At 72.2% G+C, this 20,406-nt stretch carries 19 protein-coding genes and 1 pseudogene; 9 read left to right on the top strand and 11 right to left on the bottom strand.

Features of this window, described 5'->3' with window-relative positions; all coding sequences use genetic code 11:
- Positions 1–75: 75 nt before the first annotated feature.
- Positions 76–480, bottom strand: a complete 405-nt coding sequence (locus OG711_RS29740; protein ID WP_073790891.1) for a RidA family protein — start codon at positions 478–480, stop codon at positions 76–78.
- Positions 481–738: 258 nt separating this feature from the next.
- Here OG711_RS29740 and OG711_RS29745 point away from each other — a divergent pair, with 258 nt between their 5' ends.
- A complete protein-coding gene (locus OG711_RS29745; protein WP_073790889.1) occupies positions 739–1,710 on the top strand; it encodes a serine/threonine dehydratase in 972 nt (323 codons plus the stop codon).
- A 351-nt stretch (positions 1,711–2,061) separates the two neighbouring features.
- Positions 2,062–2,751: a DUF899 domain-containing protein gene (locus OG711_RS29750; RefSeq protein WP_073790887.1), complete on the top strand. Its 690-nt coding sequence runs from the start codon at positions 2,062–2,064 to the stop codon at positions 2,749–2,751.
- 265 nt (positions 2,752–3,016) lie between these two features.
- Here the strand turns inward: OG711_RS29750 and OG711_RS29755 are convergent, their stop codons facing one another.
- Positions 3,017–3,460: a hypothetical protein gene (locus OG711_RS29755; RefSeq protein WP_073790885.1), complete on the bottom strand. Its 444-nt coding sequence runs from the start codon at positions 3,458–3,460 to the stop codon at positions 3,017–3,019.
- 38 nt (positions 3,461–3,498) lie between these two features.
- A pseudogene (locus tag OG711_RS29760) lies at positions 3,499–3,990 on the bottom strand (ATP-binding protein); the annotation flags it as partial.
- Positions 3,991–4,156: 166 nt separating this feature from the next.
- Between OG711_RS29760 and OG711_RS29765 the strand changes: the two are divergent.
- The 3 genes from OG711_RS29765 (at position 4,157) to OG711_RS29775 (ending at position 6,498) form a co-directional block, all read left to right on the top strand.
- Complete coding sequence (locus OG711_RS29765; RefSeq protein ID WP_266514145.1) at positions 4,157–5,017, top strand: helix-turn-helix domain-containing protein; 861 nt, start codon at positions 4,157–4,159, stop codon at positions 5,015–5,017.
- The gene (locus OG711_RS29770; protein ID WP_073790879.1) at positions 5,018–5,260 is read left to right on the top strand and encodes a DUF397 domain-containing protein; all 243 of its coding nucleotides are present in this window, start codon (positions 5,018–5,020) and stop codon (positions 5,258–5,260) included.
- A 419-nt stretch (positions 5,261–5,679) separates the two neighbouring features.
- Positions 5,680–6,498, top strand: a complete 819-nt coding sequence (locus OG711_RS29775; RefSeq protein WP_329564137.1) for an SAM-dependent methyltransferase — start codon at positions 5,680–5,682, stop codon at positions 6,496–6,498.
- A 222-nt stretch (positions 6,499–6,720) separates the two neighbouring features.
- Here the strand turns inward: OG711_RS29775 and OG711_RS29780 are convergent, their stop codons facing one another.
- Complete coding sequence (locus OG711_RS29780) at positions 6,721–8,205, bottom strand: glutamate synthase subunit beta (RefSeq protein ID WP_266514142.1); 1,485 nt, start codon at positions 8,203–8,205, stop codon at positions 6,721–6,723.
- Positions 8,206–8,548: 343 nt separating this feature from the next.
- Complete coding sequence (locus tag OG711_RS29785; protein ID WP_329561572.1) at positions 8,549–9,031, bottom strand: anthrone oxygenase family protein; 483 nt, start codon at positions 9,029–9,031, stop codon at positions 8,549–8,551.
- A gap of 331 nt (positions 9,032–9,362) precedes the next feature.
- Between OG711_RS29785 and OG711_RS29790 the strand changes: the two genes are divergently transcribed.
- On the top strand, positions 9,363–9,782 hold the full coding sequence (locus tag OG711_RS29790) for a CBS domain-containing protein (RefSeq protein WP_073790870.1): 420 nt from the start codon (positions 9,363–9,365) through the stop codon (positions 9,780–9,782).
- Positions 9,783–10,004: 222 nt separating this feature from the next.
- Here the strand turns inward: OG711_RS29790 and OG711_RS29795 are convergent, their stop codons facing one another.
- From OG711_RS29795 to OG711_RS29805, 3 genes are all read right to left on the bottom strand, one after another.
- Positions 10,005–11,132, bottom strand: coding sequence for a magnesium and cobalt transport protein CorA (locus tag OG711_RS29795; protein WP_073790868.1), 1,128 nt, complete (start codon positions 11,130–11,132; stop codon positions 10,005–10,007).
- A 154-nt stretch (positions 11,133–11,286) separates the two neighbouring features.
- Positions 11,287–12,327 carry a carbohydrate kinase family protein gene (locus tag OG711_RS29800; protein ID WP_405675032.1) on the bottom strand — a complete coding sequence of 347 codons (1,041 nt, stop codon included), beginning with the start codon at positions 12,325–12,327 and terminating at the stop codon, positions 11,287–11,289.
- Entirely contained in the window at positions 12,312–13,220 is a 909-nt protein-coding gene (locus OG711_RS29805; protein WP_329561576.1) for a pseudouridine-5'-phosphate glycosidase, read from the bottom strand. The genes OG711_RS29800 and OG711_RS29805 overlap by 16 nt, the downstream gene beginning before the upstream one ends.
- A gap of 112 nt (positions 13,221–13,332) precedes the next feature.
- Between OG711_RS29805 and OG711_RS29810 the strand changes: the two genes are divergently transcribed.
- The gene (locus OG711_RS29810) at positions 13,333–13,695 is read left to right on the top strand and encodes a cupin domain-containing protein (protein ID WP_329561578.1); all 363 of its coding nucleotides are present in this window, start codon (positions 13,333–13,335) and stop codon (positions 13,693–13,695) included.
- Positions 13,696–13,738: 43 nt separating this feature from the next.
- Here the strand turns inward: OG711_RS29810 and OG711_RS29815 are convergent, their stop codons facing one another.
- From OG711_RS29815 to OG711_RS29825, 3 genes are all read right to left on the bottom strand, one after another.
- The gene (locus OG711_RS29815) at positions 13,739–15,022 is read right to left on the bottom strand and encodes an MFS transporter (RefSeq protein WP_073791650.1); all 1,284 of its coding nucleotides are present in this window, start codon (positions 15,020–15,022) and stop codon (positions 13,739–13,741) included.
- A gap of 394 nt (positions 15,023–15,416) precedes the next feature.
- Complete coding sequence (locus tag OG711_RS29820) at positions 15,417–15,980, bottom strand: methylated-DNA--[protein]-cysteine S-methyltransferase (RefSeq protein ID WP_329561580.1); 564 nt, start codon at positions 15,978–15,980, stop codon at positions 15,417–15,419.
- Positions 15,981–16,091: 111 nt separating this feature from the next.
- Complete coding sequence (locus OG711_RS29825) at positions 16,092–16,985, bottom strand: glycerophosphodiester phosphodiesterase (RefSeq protein ID WP_405675035.1); 894 nt, start codon at positions 16,983–16,985, stop codon at positions 16,092–16,094.
- A gap of 289 nt (positions 16,986–17,274) precedes the next feature.
- Here OG711_RS29825 and OG711_RS29830 point away from each other — a divergent pair, with 289 nt between their 5' ends.
- Both OG711_RS29830 and uvrB read left to right on the top strand, forming a co-directional pair.
- Positions 17,275–18,117 carry an MHYT domain-containing protein gene (locus OG711_RS29830; RefSeq protein WP_079184816.1) on the top strand — a complete coding sequence of 281 codons (843 nt, stop codon included), beginning with the start codon at positions 17,275–17,277 and terminating at the stop codon, positions 18,115–18,117.
- Positions 18,118–18,189: 72 nt separating this feature from the next.
- Positions 18,190–20,319 (top strand): excinuclease ABC subunit UvrB, encoded by a 2,130-nt coding sequence (gene uvrB, locus OG711_RS29835; RefSeq protein ID WP_073790862.1) that lies wholly within the window; start codon positions 18,190–18,192, stop codon positions 20,317–20,319.
- Positions 20,320–20,406 lie beyond the last annotated feature (87 nt).

Below are 20,406 nucleotides of genomic sequence, written 5' to 3' on the forward strand. Positions count from 1 at the left end.
AACGCGGGGGCGCTGGGCACGCCGCGTGCCGAGCCGGGTCCCCCGGTCCGGTCGGCACACGCCGCGCCCTGGAGGTCAGTCGCCGGCCACCGCGACCGTCGCCGTGATCTCCACGAGCTGGCCCTCGTAGCCGAGACAGGTCACACCCATGATCGTCGAGGAGTGCGGGCCCTGGCTCAGACCGCTCGCCTGGACGACCTCCCAGACCTCGGTGAGGACGTCCGGGGAATCGGTGACCACGTACACATCGGTGTACGCCACGTCCTCCAGGACACCGCCGACCGCCTTCACCTGCTCGGTGAGGTTCGCGACGACCTGCTCGGCCTGCCGGACGGGATCGCCCGCTCCGACCAGTTCCCCCGCCGGGTCCAGCGGTACGGACCCGGCGAGGAACGCCAGCCGGGTGCCGGCCTCGACAATGGAGGCGTGCGAGTAGGTGGGCGGGGTGAAGAGGGACGGGACGGTGAGGCGGCGGATCATGGGGCTCCTCGGTGGGATCTGTCGTTCGTACGGCTTCCGCCCAGGTCAGGGGTCGGAAGCCGATGTGTCCGATCATGCGATGTCCTGCCCGGTTCCCGCATCGGGTTTTCCGGTGACCGGACAAACGCGGGCCGTGACCGGCGGTCCGGGAACCCGCGGCGGGCGCTCCATGGTCCGTGAGACGAGGTGCGTGATCCGCGAGCCGGGGCCGCCGACCCGTGCCTCTCGACCCGACCGGCTGCACATACCATCGACCTCATGACCGGTGACCACGAAACGATCGACCACGCCGATGTGCGGGCCGCGACCGGGCGGACGGCCGGGCACACCCGCCCGGTCACCGTCGCCCCCGACGACATCGTCGAGGGCCTCCATCTCGCGTACGAGTTCACCCAGCACACGGGCTCGTTCAAGGCACGGGGCGCGATCAACTTCACCACCGCCCATCTGGCGGCGGGCACCATGCCCTCCGCCGGAGTGGTGATCGCCTCCGGCGGCAACGCGGGGCTCGCCTGCGCGTGGGCGGCCGACCGCTGCTCGGTGCCCGCGACCGTGTTCCTGCCCGAGACCGCGCCCGAGGTGAAGGTCGCCCGGCTGCGTTCCCTCGGCGCCACCGTGCACCTCGTGGGCAAGGAGTACGCGGAGGCCTTCGAGGCCTCCCGCGACTTCGCCGCCCGCACCGGGGCGCTGCTGTCCCACGCGTACGACAATCCGTACATCGCCGCCGGGGCGGGCACCCTGATGGAGGAGATCCACGCCGCGCTGCCCGAGCTGGACACCGTCGTCGTCGCCGTCGGCGGGGGCGGGCTGTTCAGCGGTGTCGCCGCCGCGGCGCACGCGCACGGCGTCCGGGTCGTCGCCGTGGAGCCCGAGAACTCCCGTGCCCTGCACGCGGCGATCGCGGCCGGGCACCCTGTCGACGTGACCGTCGACTCCGTCGCCGCCGACTCCCTCGGCGCCCGTCAGGTCTCCCGGGAAGCGGTCCGCTGGGCCGGACTCGCGGACTGCGTCCCGGTCCTGGTCCCCGACGAGGAGATCGTCGCCGCGCGCCGACTGCTGTGGGACGACCGGCGGCTGGCGGTCGAGCACGCGGCGGCCACCGCGTACGCCGCAGTGCGCACCGGGGCGTACCCCGTGGGGGACGGCGAGCGGGTGTGCGTGGTGCTGTGCGGCGCCAACACCGACCCCGGTGACCTGGTCACCCGGGCGTCCGCTCCCACGGGAGGCTGACCGCTCGTCAAACGCCCTTCCGGCGCACGGTGTCGAAAGCGGGCGCCCGCGCGTACGGAGGGGCGTTCCGTTGTGCGCGGGGGGCGCCTGGATGCCGGTCCGCGCCGCCCTCGTGGCCCCGGGTGAGCCGTCCCCGCGTCCCGGTGAGCCGTCCGCACGTCTCGGTAGCCGCCCTCGTATCCCCGGTAAACCGTCCCCCCGTCCGTCTGCTGCCCCCCATGCGGAGGGTCGCGGGAGCCGTCTGACGGCGGGTCACCCAAACCGCCCGCGACATTCTTCGCCCCCGCCGATGAGTTCCGTTCCTCCGGCCGGTCCACCCCGCACAACCACCGGCCGTTCGGAGGAGGAACCATGTCGCTCCCGCAGATCGTCACGCGTGCCCAGTGGGTGGCCGCGCGTGAATCCCTGCTGGTCGAGGAGAAGGCCGTCACCCGCGCGAGGGACGGGCTCAACGCCCGCCGGCGCGCCCTGCCCATGGTCGAGGTCGTCACGGAGTACGTCTTCGAGGGCCCCGACGGGAAGGTGGCCCTGCGGGACCTCTTCGAGGACCGCGAACAACTCGTCGTGTACCACTTCATGTTCGGGCCGGAGCAGGACACCGGGTGCGCGGGCTGCTCCGGGTTCCTCGACCAGATCGGGAACCTGGCCCATCTGCGCGCCCGGGGCACCGCCTTCGCCGCCGTGTCGCGGGCGCCGTTCACGAAGCTGCTGCCGTTCAAGGCGCGGATGGGCTGGACGCTGCCGTGGTACTCGTCGTACGTCTGCGACTTCAACGCCGACTTCGGCGCCACCGTGCCCGCGGGCGACCGCCCGGTCGAGCGGGCGGGGGTGAGCTGCTTCCTGCGCCACGGCGAGCGGCTGTTCCACACGTACTCGACCTTCGACCGGGGCCTCGACGGTCTCGGTTCCACGACGAGTCTCCTGGACCTGACGGCTCTGGGGCGTCAGGAGGAGTGGGAGGAACCCCGCGGCCGGGCGCTGGTACGGCGGGTGCGGGACGGCAAGGGCTGGCTCCGTCATCACGACGACTACGACGACTGAACGCCGGGACGGTGGCCGACGGGGTCACAGCCGGGACCGGGAGGACCGGGCCCGGGGCGCCGCGGGAAGAACCGCGCCGAGAAGAACAAGCGCGAGCGGGACGGCGAAGAGCCGCGGGGCGGAACCGGGGGAGGGATGGCTCGGAAGTCGGGGGAGGGCCGGACCATTCATCGGATCGAGTGAAACGAAGAGTGGTCCGACCGGCGGCACCCCCACGGGCCGCCGGTCGGACCGGGTGACCGAGCGACACCCCCAGGGTCGCCGGTCAGGCTGTCACGGGACGCGACCAGTTCGGTGTCGTCCCTGTGACGCGGCATAGAGCCAGATAGAGCGGTATAGGAGGCGTGTACGGAACCGCCGCGTCCGGTCGGTGGATCAGCCCTGGTGGGCGGTCCTCGTCCGGTAGTACGGCCCCGGTGGTGTAGCGCGCCGGGGCGGGCCAGTCCAGTGCCACGTCCGAGTCCGAGGGGACGATCCACCACCAGCGGTCCCTGTCGGCGTAGACACAGCCGATCCGGGGCAGGCGGGTGATCACCCGTCGGGCGTAGGGGGCGGGCACGGACACCGTGTCCCAGCCCAGGGGCACGTCCATGTCCTTCGGCAGGGTCAGCCGCCGCGTCGGGCAGCGGCCACGTCCGTGGGCGGAGCGGCGGCGCTCCATCGACACCAGGGTGCCGAGGCTCAGTGACCGCGCGGTCATCACAGCCATTCGGCCCCCGTTCCGCGGAACGCGTCCGCCACGGCCGGCCTGGCCGTGCCCGCGGCCCTCGGCAGATCCGCCCAGACCAGCAGGCCCGGACCTGTCTCCTGCGCGCCCCAGGCACTGGACACCGCCGCGACGAGCAGCAGGCCTCTGCCGTGCTCCTCCTCCGGGCGCTGCGGCGAGGGCCGCGGCTCGCCCGGAGCGCATCCCTCGTCGCTGACCGCTATCCGCACCTTCTCGGTGTCGTCGTGCAGCTCGCAGACGATCAAGGTGGAAGCGGTGTGCACGATGGCGTTGGTGACCAGTTCGGACACCACAAGATCCGCCGCGTCACATGTGTCCTCACATACGGCCCAACCGGTCAGTCGGGCACGCGTGAGGCGCCGGGCCTGAGCGGGAGAACCCGGATGTGCGGCCAATTCGAAGCGGAAGCGGCGCCTGGCGGCTTCGCCAGGAGACGCCCCGGCTGCCTCGGCACCGATACCCATTTCGGCGGCCTCTGTTCCTAACGGCGCGGACGGAATCACGTTTGCCACTATCTCCCCGTCGTGAACACTTGGCAAGTGTCACTCTGAAAATTGCAGAGTGCAGTGTGCCTGGCCGGGGACACATGGCACACTGCTCGCAACAGCACGCGAAGCGGCCCCAGTTGGGTCCGCCGTTCTGTGCTGCCTGATCATCGGTGACTCTCCGGAGGTGGACGTGAGCGAACCGCGGTCCGCGCCGACCGTCGGGCAGGTCGTGCTCGGGCGCCGCCTCCAGGACCTGCGTGAACGCGCGGGACTGAAACGCGAGGAGGCCGCCAAGGTCCTCCGCGTCGCTCCCGCGACCGTCCGCCGGATGGAGATGGCCGAGGTCGCGCTGAAGATCCCGTACGTCCAGCTGCTGCTGAAGACGTACGGCGTCTCCGACGAGGAGACCGACACCTTCGTGCTCCTGGCGGAGGAGGCGAACCGTCCCGGCTGGTGGCAGCGCTTCCACGACATCCTCCCGGGCTGGTTCTCCATGTACGTCAGCCTGGAGGGCGCGGCCGTACTCATCCGGGCGTACGAGCCGCACTTCGTGCCCGGACTGCTCCAGACGGAGGACTACGCACGCGCCGTTCTGCGCTCCGGGGCCGTCGGTCAGACCCGTCCCGAGGACATCGACGGACATGTGGCGCTGCGGATGCAGCGTCAGGACCTCCTCACCCGGGAGAACGCGCCACGGCTGTGGGTCGTGATGGACGAGACGGCCCTGCGCCGCCCGGCCGGCGGTCCCGAGGTGATGCGCGGCCAGATCGACAAGCTGCTGGAATGCACGAAGCTGCCGAACGTCACCTTGCAGATCGCCCGGTTCGACTCGGGTCCGCACCCCGGTACCTACGGGCCCTTCGTGCTGTTCCGCTTCGCCATGCCGGAACTCCCCGACATGGTCTACAGCGAGTACCTGACCGGTGCCGTCTACCTCGACGCGCGCTCCGAGGTGGCCAAGCACCTTGAGGTCATGGACCGCATGGCGGCACAGGCCGCTACGGCACATCGCACGAAGGAGATCCTGCGGGATCTCCGCAAGGAGCTATGAATGGACCGACCGGGGATATACAACGGCATGCCCGCGCGGGAACTCGGCACCGAGGGCTGGCACAAGCCCTGGAGCGGAGGCAACGGCGGGAACTGCGTCGAGGCCATGAAGCTGGCCGACGGCAGGATCGCCATGCGTCAGTCCGCCGATCCGGACGGGCCCGCCCTCATCTACACGCGTGGCGAGATCCGGGCGTTCATCCAGGGCGCGAAGGAGGGCGAGGCCGACTTCCTGCTGTCCTGAGCCCATGACCGGCTCGGCCCCGGCCCCGGCCCCGGCCCATGACCTGCCCTGGCCCATGACCTGCCCGCCCGCTGACCATCCGGCCCGTGACCACTCTGGGCCCACGACGGCCGGACCCGCCCGGCCCCCGGCCCGGCCCCACCCGTGCCGTCCCGTCCGGCACCGCACCTGAGCAGCGCGGTACCACCCAGCACCACAGCTCGACACCACCCATCCCGTCGGCGTCGGGCACCGGAGCCGTTCCGTCCGGTACGGGCGGTGGAGGTGCCGCACCGGCGTCAGGCAGCCACGCGGACGACTTGGAGTCGCTCATGACACAGCGGGACGACACACCCACGGCAGCGGGACGCGCACCGGACCAGGACGGGCACCGGCCGACGGCGGACGAGGCCACACAGGCGTTACGAAGGGCCTCCCGGATCTCCGGTTTCGACCCCTCCCTGCCCGGCCCCACGGTCATCGACACCACCACCCCGCACCCGGCCCGGATGTACGACTGGTTCCTCGGCGGCAAGGACAACTACCCCGTCGACGAGGAGATGGGCCGCAAGCTGGTCGCCATGGACGCCCGCACCCCGGTCATGGCCCGCGTCAACCGCGCGTTCATGCACCGCGTCACGGGCCGGCTCGCCGCCCAGGGCGTACGCCAGTTCCTCGACATCGGCACCGGTATCCCCACCGAACCCAACCTCCACCAGATCGCCCAGCGCCACAGCCCCGACGCCCGGGTCGTGTACTGCGACAACGACCCCATCGTCCTCGCCCACGCCGAGGCCCTGCTGCGCAGCGCGCCCCAGGGCGTCACCGAGTACCTCCAGGCCGATGTCCGCGACCCCGGCACGATCCTCGACGCCGCCCGCGCGGTCCTCGACCTCAGCCGGCCGGTCGCCCTGTCCATGATCGCCCTGCTGCACTTCGTCCCGGACGAGGACGGTCCCTACGACCTGCTGCGCCGCTACATGGCGGCCCTCCCGTCCGGCAGCCATCTGGTCGTCTCGCACGCCACGGGCGACTTCGACCCCGAGGGCGCCCGGCGGGCCCGGGAACTGTACGAGGCACGCGGACTGAGTCTCGCGCTGCGCTCCCGCGCCGAGGTCACACGCTTCTTCGAGGGCCTCGACCTGGTCGACCCCGGCATCGTCCTGGTCGACCAGTGGCACCCGGAACTGGGGGAGAGGGTGCCGGGCCAGGAGAACGGACCGATGCCCGGGTACGTGGGGGTCGGACGGAAGGCGTGAGCCGTACCCGGCGGCCGGGCCGCCCCTGGCTGATCAGGGCCTGGCTGATCAGGGCCTGACGGGTCGGGGCGCTGACCGGTCGGCGGCGGTGGCGGTACGCGCGGTGGTGTCGGCCCGGCTCAGGCTTTCGCCGTCGCCCGTCGCCCGTCGCCCGTCGCCCGTCGCCCGTCGCCCGTCGTCCGTCGCCCGTCGCCCGTCGCTCACGCGCTCATCGGCCCCGGCTCACGCCCTCATCGGGCGGTCCCACGGACCTATCGGGCAGGGCAACTGGCTCGTACCCACCAGATAGCGGTCCACCGCCGCGGCCACCGCCCGGCCCTCCGCTATCGCCCAGACGATCAGCGACTGACCGCGCGCCGCGTCCCCCGCCGCGAACACCCCAGGGACGTTCGTCGCGAACGACGCGTCCCGCGCGATGACGTCCCGTCCGTCCAGCGCGAGCTCCAACTGGGCCACCGGTCCGTCGTCCAGCTCCGGTCCCGTGAAGCCCAGCGCCAGCAGTACCAGGTCGGCACGCAGGGCCCGCTCCGTCCCCGCCAGCGGTCTGCGTTCCGCGTCGACGTCGGCCACCCGTACTCCGCCCACCCGGCCGTCCGCCCCCTCCTCGAAGCGCACCGTGGACGCCGCGAAGAGCCGGGCGTCGGCGTCCGACACCGGGGCGCTGCCCAGTTCCCCGGCCTCCTGGTGCGCCGGGGACAACCGGTAGACCGCCGGATAGACCGGCCAGGGTTCGGCCTCGGTGCGCTCCGGCCGGGGCAGCGCGCGGATGTCGAGCTGGGTCACCGACGCGGCACCTTCGCGTACGGCCGTCCCCAGGCAGTCGGCGCCCGTGTCGCCACCCCCGATGATCACGACATGACGACCCGCCGCCGACAGCGGCGACACCGCCAGATCCCCCTCGCGCACCCGGTTCGCCGACGGCAGGTACTCCATCGCCTGATGAATGCCCGCCAGTTCCCGCCCGGGTACCGGCAGTTCCCGGCTCCGGGTCGCACCCGTCGCGAGGACCACCGCGTCGTAGCGGGCGCGCAGCTCACGGGCCCCGATGTCGCGGCCCACCGCCGTACCGGTACGGAACTTCGTCCCTTCGGCCCGCAACTGCTCCAGCCGCCGGTCCAGCCGGTCCTTCGCCATCTTGAACGCCGGTATCCCGTACCGCAGCAGTCCCCCGATCCGGTCGTCCCGCTCGAAGACGGCCACCGTGTGCCCGGCCCGGGTGAGCTGCTGGGCGGCCGCGAGCCCCGCCGGACCCGAACCGACCACGGCCACCGTCCGCCCGGAGAGACGTTCCGGCGGCTGGGGCCGCACCCAGCCGTCCTCCCACGCCCGGTCCACGATCGACAGCTCCACGTTCTTGATCGTCACCGCGGGCTGGTTGATCGCGAGAACACACCCCGCCTCGCACGGCGCGGGACACAGGGTGCCGGTGAACTCGGGGAAGTTGTTCGTGGCGTGCAGCCGCTCGCTCGCCGCCCGCCAGTCGTCCCGGGACACCAGGTCGTTCCACTCCGGGATGAGGTTGCCGAGCGGGCACGCCTCATGACAGAACGGGACCCCGCAGTCCATACAGCGGTCGGCCTGCCGGCGGATGATCGGGAGCAGCGCACCGGGGACGTACACCTCGTCCCAGTCCTGGACGCGCTCGGCCACCGGGCGGCGCGGCCATTCCTCGCGCGGAGTCCGCATGAATCCCTTGGGGTCGGCCATGGCCGTCTCCCTCGCGTGCGCTCTGGGGCCACGATACGACGCGGGGGGCTGCGGCGCCGACCGGTACGGGGGCCCGTCGCCGGGCCTGGCGGGTGGGGGCGGGGCGGGCTCCGTCCGGCGTGGGCTCCGTCCGGCGCGGGCCGAGGTGGGGCGCGGGCTACGGGACCCGTGCGGGCGGAGGTCGGGCGGGGGCGGGGGTGGGGCGTCGTCCGGGCGCGGGTCCGGCGGGGGTGGCACTCACCGCCGCACCGGGCTCACCGTTCCCGCACCGGGCTCACCGGACACACCGCCTCCGCACCGGGCTCCCCGCTCCCGTATCGGACGCCCCGCTCCCGTCTCGGGCTCACCGGACGAGTGCCAGGACGAACAGGGTCGCGGCCGCGAGCGCGGCGGCCGTGCGTATGTGGTTCCACCTGGTCCACTCCCGGGCCCAGTCGCGCCAGTACGCGGCACTGGCCGGTGCCTCGGGGTCGACCTTGTCCAACGCGTCGTTGCGCGGGAAGTGCGCCACGGCGCTGATTCCCAGCATCCCGAACAGGTACAGCGCGCAGCCGACGAGCAGCAGCGGCCCGCCCTCGCCCGGCCAGGACACCAGGGTGAACACGGCGATCACCGCGCTCAGCAGGGCCCCGCCGAGGAAGGCCACCATGAACGCCGGGCCCGGCGCGGCCCTGTTGACCGCCTGCATCGCCGCGATGCCCTGCGCGGGGGGCAGGGCGGTCAGGCCCTTCATCACGAAGCTGGAGAACGCGAAGAGCGCGCCCGCCGACACCGCGCACACCAGGGCTCCCACGAGCACCACCACGAACAACGCTCCGTCGATCATCAGACCACTCCTTGCCGATTGTGTGCTTGCCAGGCCATCTGTGTGTTCGCCGGGCCGACCGGGTCCTCGCCGGTGAGCCCTTGCGGGTGAGGGGCCCGCTGCCCGTACGCGTCCGGCCCGCGCTCCTCAGTCAACCCCGCCCGATGAGGCCCGGCCATGGCCAGGGCGCGCACCGCCATACGCGGGCGTCGCCCTCGGCGCCGCCGTACCCCCCGACGCGGTCGCCGTCCCTAGCGGGTGCGCTCCTTCCGCGCCCCGGAGAGAATGAAGGGCGCCGGGACCAGCGACGCCCCCCGCGCCGCGCCGGCCGTCCGGCACCAGGAGGTACCGCATGACCACCGCCGGAGACATGATGCACCGCGGCGCCCAGTGGATTCCCGCGCACGAGACCCTTGACCGCGCGGCTCAGTTGATGCGTGACCTGGGCGTAGGCGCACTCCCCATCGCCGACGCGGAGGAACGCCTCTGCGGCATCCTCACCGACCGCGACATCGTCGTGGAGTGCGTGGCGATGGGCCACGATCCGTCCCGGGTCACCGCCGGTGACCTCGCCCAGGGCACGCCCCGTTGGGTCGACTCGGGCGCCGACGTCAGCGAGGTGCTCCAGGAGATGCAGGGGCACCAGATCCGCCGTCTGCCCGTCATCGAGGACAAGCGGCTGGTCGGGATGATCAGCGAGGCCGATCTCGCCGGACATCTGTCGGACGAGCAGATCGCCGCCTGGGTCGAGAGCGTGTACGCCACACACTGACCCCGGCTCCGACCCGGCTCCGACCCTCGGCCCCGGGCCTTCAACCCCGGTTCCGGCCCCTGGCACCGAGCGCGCAACCCGGCATCGGGCGACCGGCCTCGGTACCGAGCGACCGCACCCGGCGTCGGGCGACCGACATGGGCACCGAGAAACCGCACCCGGCGTCGTGTGCCCGAGATCGGCTCCGGGAGACCTTCCCCCGGAGCCGCCGAATCGTGGTCCTCACAACCAGCCGTTACGCCGGAATCCGCGGTACAGCAGGACGCACGCCGTGGCTATCACCCCGAGCACGGCCGGATAGCCGTACGTCAAGCGGAGTTCGGGCATGTTCTCGAAGTTCATGCCGTACATCCCGCACAGCATCGTCGGGACGGCGATGATCGCCGCCCAGGCCGTGATCTTGCGCATGTCGGAGTTCTGCGCGACCGTCACCTGCGCGAGATGGGCCTGGAGGATGGAGTTGACGAGGTCGTCGAAGGCGTGGATCTGCTCCGCGACCCGCTGGAGATGGTCGGAGACGTCCCGGAAGTAGGTCTGTATCTCGGGGTCGACCGCGCGCATCGGCTGGGTGGCGAGGACCTGGAGCGGGCGGTCCAGCGGTATGACGGCCCGCTTGAGCTCCAGCAGCTCGCGTTTGAACTGGTAGACCCGCCCCGGGTCCACACGGGCGCCCTGCTCGGAGAACACATCGGACTCGATCTGGTCCATGTCGGCCTGGATCGCGTCGGTGACCTGGAGATAGTCGTCCACGACATGGTCGGCGATCGCGTGCAGCACCGCCGCCGGCCCTTTCGCCAGCCGCTGCGGCTCCGCCTCCAGCCCCTCCCGTACGGGCCCGAGCGAGCCGTGCCGTCCGTGCCGCACGGTGATCACGAAGTCCCGGCCGACGAAGACCATGATCTCGCCGGTGTCGACCACCTCACTGGTCGCGGTGAGTTCGACATGATCGACGTAGCAGACGGTCTTGAACACCGCGAACAGCGTGTCCCCGTACCGCTCCACCTTGGGCCGCTGATGGGCGTGCACCGTGTCCTCCACGGCCAGCGGATGCAGCTCGAACAGCTCCGCGACCCCGGCGAACTGGCGCTCCGTCGGTTCGTGCAGTCCGAGCCAGACGAATCCCTTGTCGGTCTTGCGGGTCCGCTCGACGGATTCCACCAGGTCCTTGCCGTCCGGCTGGCGTATCCCGTCGTGGTAGCGGACGCAGTTGACGACCGCCGATCCCAGTGGGGACCGCGCCGGATGACTCAGATCGACGCGTGGGCGCTTGCGAGCCATTCGCCCGACCCTGCGCAGGCCGTCGACCCCTGGGAGGTTGCCGACCTTGCGCAGGTTCCCCGCTACCGACATGCCGGACTCCTCGTGCTGGATGGTGACTTGGCGGGCAAGTCTGCCAGTCCTGGAGCGGGTGCGGGGAAGCCTGTGGGAACGGAACATTCCGTTCCGTTCCCGGGTCTCACTCCATCCGGTGACACCGGCCCTCCGCCATGTCCGCCCCGTACCGTCAGCACGGTCCCCCGTCCGTCCCGTCCGTCCCGCGCGACCCGTCCGTCCTGTGAGTCCCGTGCGGCCTGCGCGTCACATCCGGCCTCTGCACCCTCTCCATCCCGTCCACCCCCTGCGTCCCACCCGTCCCACGCGCCGGGCGGGCGCCGACCTGGGACACGGCCCGGGCACCCGCACGGCATCCCTCGGCTACCGCGTCGGTGATCCCCGAGCCCCTGAGCAGTCCGGCGAGGAACGCGCCCGTGAACGCGTCGCCCGCCCCTGTGGTGTCCTCGGTCCGCGCTACCGGAAAGGCGGGGACCCGGGCCCGCACCGCTCCGTCCCGGGCCACCAGCGCGCCCTTGGCGCCCCGCTTCACCACGACCAGCGGAAATGCGCGGCTCAGCTGTGCCGCCGCGTCTTCGGCGTCCGGCCAGCCGGTCAGCTGCCGTGCCTCGTCCTCGCTGGGCAGCAGGATGTCCACCCCGGCGGCCAGCGCGAGGAAGCGGTCGGCCCCGAGGTGCCCGAGGAACCCGGCCGACGCGGGATCGACGCTCACCGGCACACCCCGCGCGCTTGCCGACGACTTCGCCGCGTCCACCATGCCGCGGCCGGACGGCGTGAAGAACAGATAGCCCGACAGATGCAGCCGCGCGACCCCGTCCAGGAACGCGTCCGTCCAGTCGGCCGCCCCGAGGCGGGGAGCGGTTCCGCTGTCGGTGAGGAAGGTGCGTTCCGCGCCGGCGCCCGCGTCGACCAGGCTGATCACCGTCCCGGTGGGCGCGTGCGGGTCGACGACCAGATGGGGGCGCACCCCGGCGGCCGTGAGCAGGCGCTGGTGCCAGGCGGCCGTCGTGGCGCCCACCCGGCCCAGCAGACGGACATCGGGGGCGCCCTGGTGGGCGGCCCAGCAGGCGACGTTGGCGCCCGCGCCCCCCGGCACGGTGCGGATGACGGCGGCCGTGTCGGTGCCGGGCGCGAGCGGGGCGGTATGCCGGGCGACGATGTCCGTGATCACCTCCCCGAGGACGAGCAGCGCGGCGTTCACACCCCGGTCCAGGCGGCGGCGATCCGGGCCGCGAGACGGACATTCCCCGTCACCGCCGCCACATTCGCGTCCAGCGACGCGCCGTCGGTGTGACGGACCAGTTGGTCCAGCAGGAACGGTGTCACCGCCTGGCCGGTGATCCCCCGTCGGTCGCACTCCTTGAGCGCCGCGTCGAGCACGCGCGCGTGCAGCCCGGGATCGAGCTGTTCGGCCTCCGCCACCGGCCGGGCGACGATCAGCGCGGAGTCGGGTCCGCCCAGCGAGTCCTGCGCGCGCATGACGTTCGCGACGGCGCCGGGGGAGTCGAGCCGCCAGTCCACCGGGTGCCCGGAGTCTGTGAGGTAGAAGCCGGGGAAGCGGGAGGTGCGGTACCCGGCGACGGCGACGCCCAGGGTCTCCAGTCGTTGCAGGGTCGCCGGGACGTCGAGGATCGACTTCACCCCCGCGCACACCACCGTGATCCGGGTCCGGGCGAGCAGGGCCGGATCCGCGGACTCGTCCTGGGTCGCGGTCCACTGCCGGTGCACCCCGCCGAGGCCGCCCGTCGCGAACACCCTGATCCCCGAGCGGGCCGCCAGCAGCGCGGTGGCGGACACCGTCGTCGCCCCGCTGGCCCCGGTGGCCATCGCCAGCGGCAGATCACGGTGGCCCAGCTTGCGGACGGCCGGGTCGTTCGCCACCCGCTCCAGCTGCGGCCCGTCCAGGCCGACATGGGGCCGTCCGTCGAGAACGGCGATCGTCGCGGGCACGGCGCCCCGCGCGCGTACGTCGTCCTCCAGGCCGCGGGCCACCCGCAGGTTCCGGGGCGCCGGGAGTCCGTGCGCGATGATCGTGGACTCCAGCGCGACGACCGGTCGCCGGGCCTCCAGCGCCTCGCGTACGTCCTTGGACACGACCAGAACCACAGTGCCTCCCGGGTCAAGAGCCTTCTTCCATCCCTGGCGGACCGAAAGCCTCGTCAAACCCGTACGGGACCTGTCGCCGGGGCGCGCGCCGGGCCCGCTAGGGTGACCGGCCATGACCGCGAACGATCAGAATCTTTCGTCATTTGCCGTACACATCCCCCAGGCCGAGTTGACGCCGGAACCGCTCGATCCGGCTCAGATCGTCTCCGGGGACCCGGTCGTCACGGGCCGGACCCTGTGGGAGTCCCCGGACGGCAAGCAGGTGCGCGGCATCTGGCAGATCACCCCGGGAGTGGTGACCGACACGGAGGCCGACGAGCTGTTCGTGGTGATCAGCGGGCGCGCCACCATCAAGGTCGACGGCGGCGACACGCTGGAGGTCGGCCCGGGGGACGCGGCGGTGCTGCGCGCGGGGGACCGCACGACATGGACGGTCCACGAGACGCTGCGCAAGGCGTACCACATCAACCTCTGAGCGCTCCGGGACCGCTTCCGGGCGCTCCGGGACCCCGGCCGCGCTACCCGCTGTCGCCGACGGCCTTCGCGGCGGGCCCCACGGCCTCACCGCGGGCCCCCGGCCGGGTCCACAGCGCCAGCGCGCCGAGCGGCAGGAGCAGCAGCGCCGCCAGCAGGTTCAGCCATCCGTAGCCCGCCGTGGCGACCACGACGCCCGCGAGGGCGCCGCCCACCCCGGCGGCCGTGTTCATGACCAGGTCGGACAGACCCTGCGCGGCGGCCCGCGCGGGCGCCGGTACCGACTCCGTGAGCAGCGCCGAACCGGCGACCAGGGCGGCCGACCAGCCTAGGCCCAGCAGGAACAGTCCGGTGGCGGTCCGTCCGTGGGCGCCGCCCGCGGTGCCCGCGAACAGCGCGGCGCCGGCCAGCAACAGCACCGACAGGGCGATCACGAAGTCCCGGCCGAGCCGGTCCGACAGCCATCCCATGACGGGCGAGAACGCGTACATCCCGGCGATATGGCCGCTGATGACCAGACCGATGAGGTCGATGTCGGCGCCATGATGTCCTAGATGGACGGGTGTCATCGCCATCACGGCCACCATCGCGGTGTGCGCCAGGGCGACGGTCACCAGCGCCAGCCGGGCCCGGGGCGACGCGGCCACGGCGGTGAAGCCCGCGCGCATCGAACCGCCGCCGGGCGCGCGCTCCTCGACGGGCTCCAGGGCCCGCGCCACCAGCAGCGGATCGGGCCGCAGCAGCACGGCCACCAGAACCGCCGAGAGCACGAACACCCCCGCCGCCCACAGGAACGGCCCGGCGGCCTCCGGGATGCCCAGACCCGCGACGCTCGCACCCGCCGGGGCCGCGATGTTCGGCCCGAGGACCGCGCCGACGGTGGTCGCCCAGACGACGTTGGAGATGGCCCGCCCGCGATACCGCGGCTCCGCGAGGTCGGCCGCCGCGAACCGGGCCTGGAGGTTCGCCGCCGAGGCCGCGCCGAACCCGGCCATACCGGCCAGCAGCAGCGGGAAGCTGTCCACGGACGCCCCTACGACGACGAGGGCGGCGCCGAACGCGCCGATCGCGTACGCGAGGACCAGTCCGGCCCGTCGTCCGCGCGCGTTCATCAGGGAGGCCAGCGGCATCGACAGGACCGCTGTGCCGGCCACGGTCGCCGTGAGCGCGAGACCGGACAGCGAGTCCGATCCGCCGACCTCCTTCGCGAGCACGGCGGCCAGGGCGATGCCCGTGGCGATACCGAGCCCGCCGAGTATCTGGCTGGCTATCAGCACCGCGGCGACCCGGCGGCGCAGCGAGGTCAGCTCCCCGGCGCTCCCGGGCAGACCGGGGACGGACTCGTCGGGGACGGTCCCGCCCGGCCCCTTCGAAGGGATGCCTTGGTCCGCCTCGGCGCCCGCCACGGGCCGCCGGTCGCCGTGCGGCGGGAGGGGAACGCCCTGGCCGGGCTCAGATCTCGCGTCAGGAGTCACCGCCGCAGTCTGACACCAGCCGCCCGCTCCGCCCGGAGCGCCATCGTCCGCGCCGACCCGCGAGGACACCCACGGACCGCTCGCGGCGGACGGCCGTGGCCGGCCCGGGGAAGCCGCCTGCGCCCCGCCCGCGGAAGCGCCTGCGGACCGCCCGCAACAGGGCCCGCAGTCCGCCCGCCCGCAGGCAAGAGCGCCTGAGCCCAGCCCGGAACAGCGCCTGCGGCTCAGAACAGCGCCTGCGGCCGGCTCAGAACAGCGGCTGCGGAAGCACTCCCTCCAGCGCCAGCAGGGTCCGCTTGGCCTCCAGACCGCCCCCGAACCCCCCGATCCCGCCGTCGCTCTCGACGACCCGGTGGCACGGCACCACGACCGGCAGCGGATTGGCGCCCATGGCCGCGCCGACGGCCTGTGCCGCGCGCGGCTGGCCCACCCGGCCCGCCAGCTCGCCGTACCCGACCACGGCCCCGTAGGGCACCCCCGCCGCCAGCTCCCGCAGCACCTCGCGGGGAAAGCCCGAGATCAGCGACCAGTCCAGCGGCAGGGTGAACTCCCTCAGCTCACCCCGGAAGTACGCGGTGACCTGCCGTACCGCCTCGGCGAGCAGCGGATCGCCGGGAGCGTGCACCGGCCGCGCGCCGAGCCTGGACGCCAGCTCGTCCAGCGCCTTCTCGCGTACGGCGTCCCGGGCGTGGAACACGACGCTGACCAGTCCCCGCGCGGTCGTGACCAGCAGCAGCGGCCCGATGTCGCTGTCGACCACCGCCCACGCGGGCCGCCGTGTGTCCCGCTCTTCCTGCCCGTCAGCGTCCATGACCACCACGGTACGGCCGACCACTGACAACCCGACAGCCACGGCGGACAGGACCCCCGCTCGGCGGGCGGCGGCGCCCGCGTGCCGAGCGTCGCGCCCGCCCCGGGCCGGTCAGTCGTCCTGGCCCAGGGCCTCCTCGACGACATCGGGGGCGTTGGTGATGATCCCGTCGACCCCGGTACGGGCCGCCCTGCGGGCCGCCTCAGGGTCGTTGACCGTCCAGGTGTTCACTTCGAGGGGCCGCCCGTGCGGACCGTCGAGCGCGTGCACGGAGGCGACGTAGGCCGCAGTCAGGGTGGTGCTGCGCGGATTGATCTGGTCGGTGAAGCTCGCGTACGAGCCCAGGTCCGCCGGCTCGGGGGTGCCGAGGAAGCCGGTGCGCACATCGGGGCGGGCGTCGTGCACCGCGCGCACACTGGCCGCGCTGAAGCTCTGCACCACGAGCCGGTTCCGCAGATGCCTCCGGTCGAGCCACTGCTCCTGGCTGAGGACCTCCAGGACGTCCTTCTCGATGCCCGGGTACTGCTCGGGGGCCTTGATCTCCAGCAGCAGCCGCTGGCCGTTGGCGTCCAGCCGGTGCAGGAACTCCCGCAGCGTCGGCACGCGCGCGCCCGCGTGTGCCCCGCCTTTCCAGCTGCCCGCGTCGAGCCGGGCGATCTCGTCCGCAGTGAAGTCGCGCACCTTCCACGGCGCGCGGCCGGGGAAGACCTCCTCGACGTCCGTGGTGCGCTTCAGATCGGTGTCGTGGATCACCACCAGGACATCGTCCTTGGTGCGCTGCACATCGTTCTCGATCCAGTCGAAGCCCAGCTCATCGGCCAGGTCGACGGCGGCGAGGGTGTTCTCGGGCGCCTGCGCGGAGGCGCCGCGGTGCGCGATCACGACGACCTCGCCCTCACCCGCGAGGGCCTGGGTGGACAGGGCGGGCAGGAACACCGCCGCCACGCCCAGCGCGACGACCGTGGCGACCGCGGCCGTACGCGCGCGGACCGGTACCTCTCGCATCATATGAACAAGCACGGACCGAGAGTGACAGCACCGGACCGGCACACCGGGTGCGGCGCGTGGACGTGCGCGCAACGGATGACCCGGTCGGACGTACGCACGACACCGTTCGGCACAGTCCCGCGCCGTTCCCCGCCGTTCCGCGCGGGCGGGTAAGCGGATCCGTTACCGGAAAATCGCTCAAACGTTCCCGATGCGGTCATACTCCTCGGATCGGCCCATGACGATCCGCGGCCCCAGGGGGGAACGGACGCCACGCGGGTTTCATCGGGTGAAAGGGCTACGGCTCATGCAAGGGACCGTCGACGGCTTCAGCCATGGATGGATCACACCGGTCGTCGCGTACGCCATGGCGTGCCTGGGAGCCGCGCTCGGACTGCGCTGCACCACACGGTCACTGCTGGTCACGCACTCCTGGCGGCCCGGCTGGCTGCTGCTGGGATCGGCCGCGATCGGCTCCGGCATCTGGACGATGCACTTCATCGCCATGATGGGCTTCAGCGTCGACGAGACGACCATCCACTACGACCCGTCCCTGACGTTCGCCAGCCTCGGTGTCGCGATCGTCATGGTCGGCGTGGGCATCTTCATCGTCGGCTACCGGGGCGGCACCCGGGCGGCCCTGCTCACCGGCGGCACCCTCACCGGCCTCGGCGTCGCGTCCATGCACTACCTGGGGATGGCGGGCATGCGCCTCAACGGCAGCCTCGTCTACGACACGGGCACCGTCGTCCTGTCGGTGGCCGTCGCGGTCGCCGCCGCCACCGCCGCCCTGTGGGCCGCCGCCCAGGTGCGCGGCTTCGGATGGTCCCTCGGCGCCAGTCTGGTGATGGGCGTCGCGGTCACCGGCATGCACTACACCGGGATGGCCGCGCTCAGCGTCGACCTGCACGACTCCACCGGCACGCCCACCGGTGTGTCCTCCGCGGAACTGCTGGCCCCCATGCTGATCGGCCCGCTGGTCTTCCTGATCCTTGCCGGGGTCGTCGTCATGTTCGACCCGCTGCTGGTCATGGGCCGCACCGAGGACGACACCGACCGGCGTTCCGCACCCGTCCAGCCCTCCCTCTTCGGCACCCCCGGCGGCACCCCGCCCGGCCACCACCCCCGGCAGACCCCGCCCGACTGGTGACCCCACCCGCCGCGACAGGGCCCGGACCTGCGAGAACGCCGGTTGTCAGTGGGGGGTCGTACGGTGGATGCCATGCGGCCCGTATCCCAGATCGAACGTTCGGTGGCACCCTTCGAGGTCGTCAGCCCCTTCCAGCCCAGTGGCGACCAGCCCGCGGCCATCGCGGAGCTGGAGCGGCGCGTCGGCGGCGGTGAGAAGGACGTCGTCCTGCTCGGCGCGACCGGCACCGGCAAGTCCGCCACCACGGCGTGGATGATCGAGAAGCTCCAGCGCCCCACCCTGGTGATGGCGCCGAACAAGACCCTGGCCGCCCAGCTGGCGAACGAGTTCCGTGAGCTCCTGCCGAACAACGCCGTCGAGTACTTCGTCTCGTACTACGACTACTACCAGCCCGAGGCGTACGTCCCCCAGTCGGACACGTACATCGAGAAGGACTCCTCGATCAACGAGGAGGTCGAGCGGCTGCGGCACTCCGCGACGAACTCCCTGCTGACGCGTCGCGATGTCGTCGTCGTCGCCTCCGTGTCCTGCATCTACGGCCTGGGCACGCCCCAGGAGTACGTCGACCGGATGGTCTCCCTGAAGGTCGGCGACGAGATCGACAGGGACGAGCTGCTGCGCCGCTTCGTCGACATCCAGTACACCCGCAACGACCTCGCGTTCACCCGTGGCACCTTCCGGGTGCGGGGCGACACCATCGAGATCTTCCCGGTCTACGAGGAGCTCGCCGTCCGGATCGAGATGTTCGGCGACGAGATCGAGGCGCTCTCCACGCTCCACCCGCTCACCGGCGAGATCATCAGCGACGACCAGCGGCTCCATGTCTTCCCCGCCTCGCACTACGTGGCCGGTCCCGAGCGGCTGGAGCGCGCGGTGAACGACATCGAGAAGGAGCTGATCGACCGGCTGGCCGAGCTGGAGAAGCAGGGCAAGCTGCTGGAGGCCCAGCGGCTGCGGATGCGCACCACCTACGACATCGAGATGCTCCGCCAGATCGGCTCGTGCTCCGGCGTGGAGAACTACTCGATGCACTTCGACGGACGCGACCCCGGCTCCCCGCCGAACACCCTGCTGGACTACTTCCCCGACGACTTCCTGCTCGTCATCGACGAATCGCATGTCACCGTCCCCCAGATCGGCGCCATGTACGAGGGCGACGCGTCCCGCAAGCGCACCCTGGTGGACCACGGCTTCCGGCTGCCGTCCGCGCTCGACAACCGCCCGCTGAAGTGGGAGGAGTTCCAGAAGCGCATCGGCCAGACCGTCTATCTGTCCGCCACCCCCGGCGCCTACGAGCTGTCGCGCGGCGACGGCTTCGTCGAGCAGATCATCCGCCCGACCGGCCTGATCGACCCCGAGGTCGTCGTCAAGCCCACCGAGGGCCAGATCGACGACCTGGTGCACGAGATCCGCAAGCGCACCGAGAAGGACGAGCGGGTCCTCGTCACCACCCTCACCAAGAAGATGGCCGAGGACCTCACCGACTACTTCCTCGAACTGGGCATCCAGGTCCGCTATCTGCACAGCGACGTCGACACCCTGCGCCGGGTGGAGCTGCTGCGTGAACTGCGCGCCGGGGAGTACGACGTCCTGGTCGGCATCAACCTCCTGCGGGAAGGGCTCGACCTGCCCGAGGTCTCCCTCGTCGCGATCCTCGACGCCGACAAGGAGGGCTTCCTGCGCTCCGGCACCTCACTGATCCAGACCATCGGCCGTGCCGCCCGTAACGTCTCCGGCCAGGTCCATATGTACGCGGACAGGATCACCCCGGCGATGGAGAAGGCCATCGACGAGACCAACCGCCGCCGGGAGAAGCAGGTCGCGTACAACACGGAACGGGGCATCGACCCGCAGCCGCTGCGCAAGAAGATCAACGACATCGTGGCGACCATCGCGCGCGAGGAGATCGACACCGAGCAGCTGCTCGGCTCCGGCTACCGCCAGTCGAAGGACGGCAAGTCCGCCAAGGCACCCGTCCCGGCGCTGGGCACCGCCGCCAAGGCCAAGGCCAAGGGGAAGTCCAAGGCCGTCGTCCCCACCGACCAGCCGGCCGCCGAACTCGCCCAGCAGATCGAGGAGATGACCGCGCGGATGCGCGCCGCCGCGGCCGATCTCCAGTTCGAGATCGCGGCACGGCTGCGCGACGAGGTGTCGGAGATGAAGAAGGAACTGCGGCAGATGAAGGAGGCCGGACAGGTCTGAGGCGACCGGCCGATCGGCTGCGACCGGCGGTACGCACGGGGCCGCCGCGACGCGTGCGCGGCCCCGTGCGGGGGCTCCTTCCGCCGC

Source organism: Streptomyces uncialis, assembly GCF_036250755.1.
Lineage (GTDB): Bacteria > Actinomycetota > Actinomycetes > Streptomycetales > Streptomycetaceae > Streptomyces > Streptomyces uncialis.

What these genes read in the sequence shown, in the direction of transcription:
- OG711_RS29740 (WP_073790891.1), bottom strand. Translation starts at nt 480, where the DNA reads ATGATCCGCCGCCTCACCGTCCCGTCCCTCTTCACCCCGCCCACCTAC.
- OG711_RS29745 (WP_073790889.1), top strand. Translation starts at nt 739, where the DNA reads ATGACCGGTGACCACGAAACGATCGACCACGCCGATGTGCGGGCCGCG.
- OG711_RS29750 (WP_073790887.1), top strand. Translation starts at nt 2,062, where the DNA reads ATGTCGCTCCCGCAGATCGTCACGCGTGCCCAGTGGGTGGCCGCGCGT.
- OG711_RS29755 (WP_073790885.1), bottom strand. Translation starts at nt 3,460, where the DNA reads ATGGCTGTGATGACCGCGCGGTCACTGAGCCTCGGCACCCTGGTGTCG.
- OG711_RS29770 (WP_073790879.1), top strand. Translation starts at nt 5,018, where the DNA reads ATGGACCGACCGGGGATATACAACGGCATGCCCGCGCGGGAACTCGGC.
- OG711_RS29780 (WP_266514142.1), bottom strand. Translation starts at nt 8,205, where the DNA reads ATGGCCGACCCCAAGGGATTCATGCGGACTCCGCGCGAGGAATGGCCG.
- OG711_RS29785 (WP_329561572.1), bottom strand. Translation starts at nt 9,031, where the DNA reads ATGATCGACGGAGCGTTGTTCGTGGTGGTGCTCGTGGGAGCCCTGGTG.
- OG711_RS29790 (WP_073790870.1), top strand. Translation starts at nt 9,363, where the DNA reads ATGACCACCGCCGGAGACATGATGCACCGCGGCGCCCAGTGGATTCCC.
- OG711_RS29795 (WP_073790868.1), bottom strand. Translation starts at nt 11,132, where the DNA reads ATGTCGGTAGCGGGGAACCTGCGCAAGGTCGGCAACCTCCCAGGGGTC.
- OG711_RS29810 (WP_329561578.1), top strand. Translation starts at nt 13,333, where the DNA reads ATGACCGCGAACGATCAGAATCTTTCGTCATTTGCCGTACACATCCCC.
- OG711_RS29820 (WP_329561580.1), bottom strand. Translation starts at nt 15,980, where the DNA reads ATGGACGCTGACGGGCAGGAAGAGCGGGACACACGGCGGCCCGCGTGG.
- OG711_RS29825 (WP_405675035.1), bottom strand. Translation starts at nt 16,985, where the DNA reads ATGCGAGAGGTACCGGTCCGCGCGCGTACGGCCGCGGTCGCCACGGTC.
- OG711_RS29830 (WP_079184816.1), top strand. Translation starts at nt 17,275, where the DNA reads ATGCAAGGGACCGTCGACGGCTTCAGCCATGGATGGATCACACCGGTC.
- uvrB (WP_073790862.1), top strand. Translation starts at nt 18,190, where the DNA reads ATGCGGCCCGTATCCCAGATCGAACGTTCGGTGGCACCCTTCGAGGTC.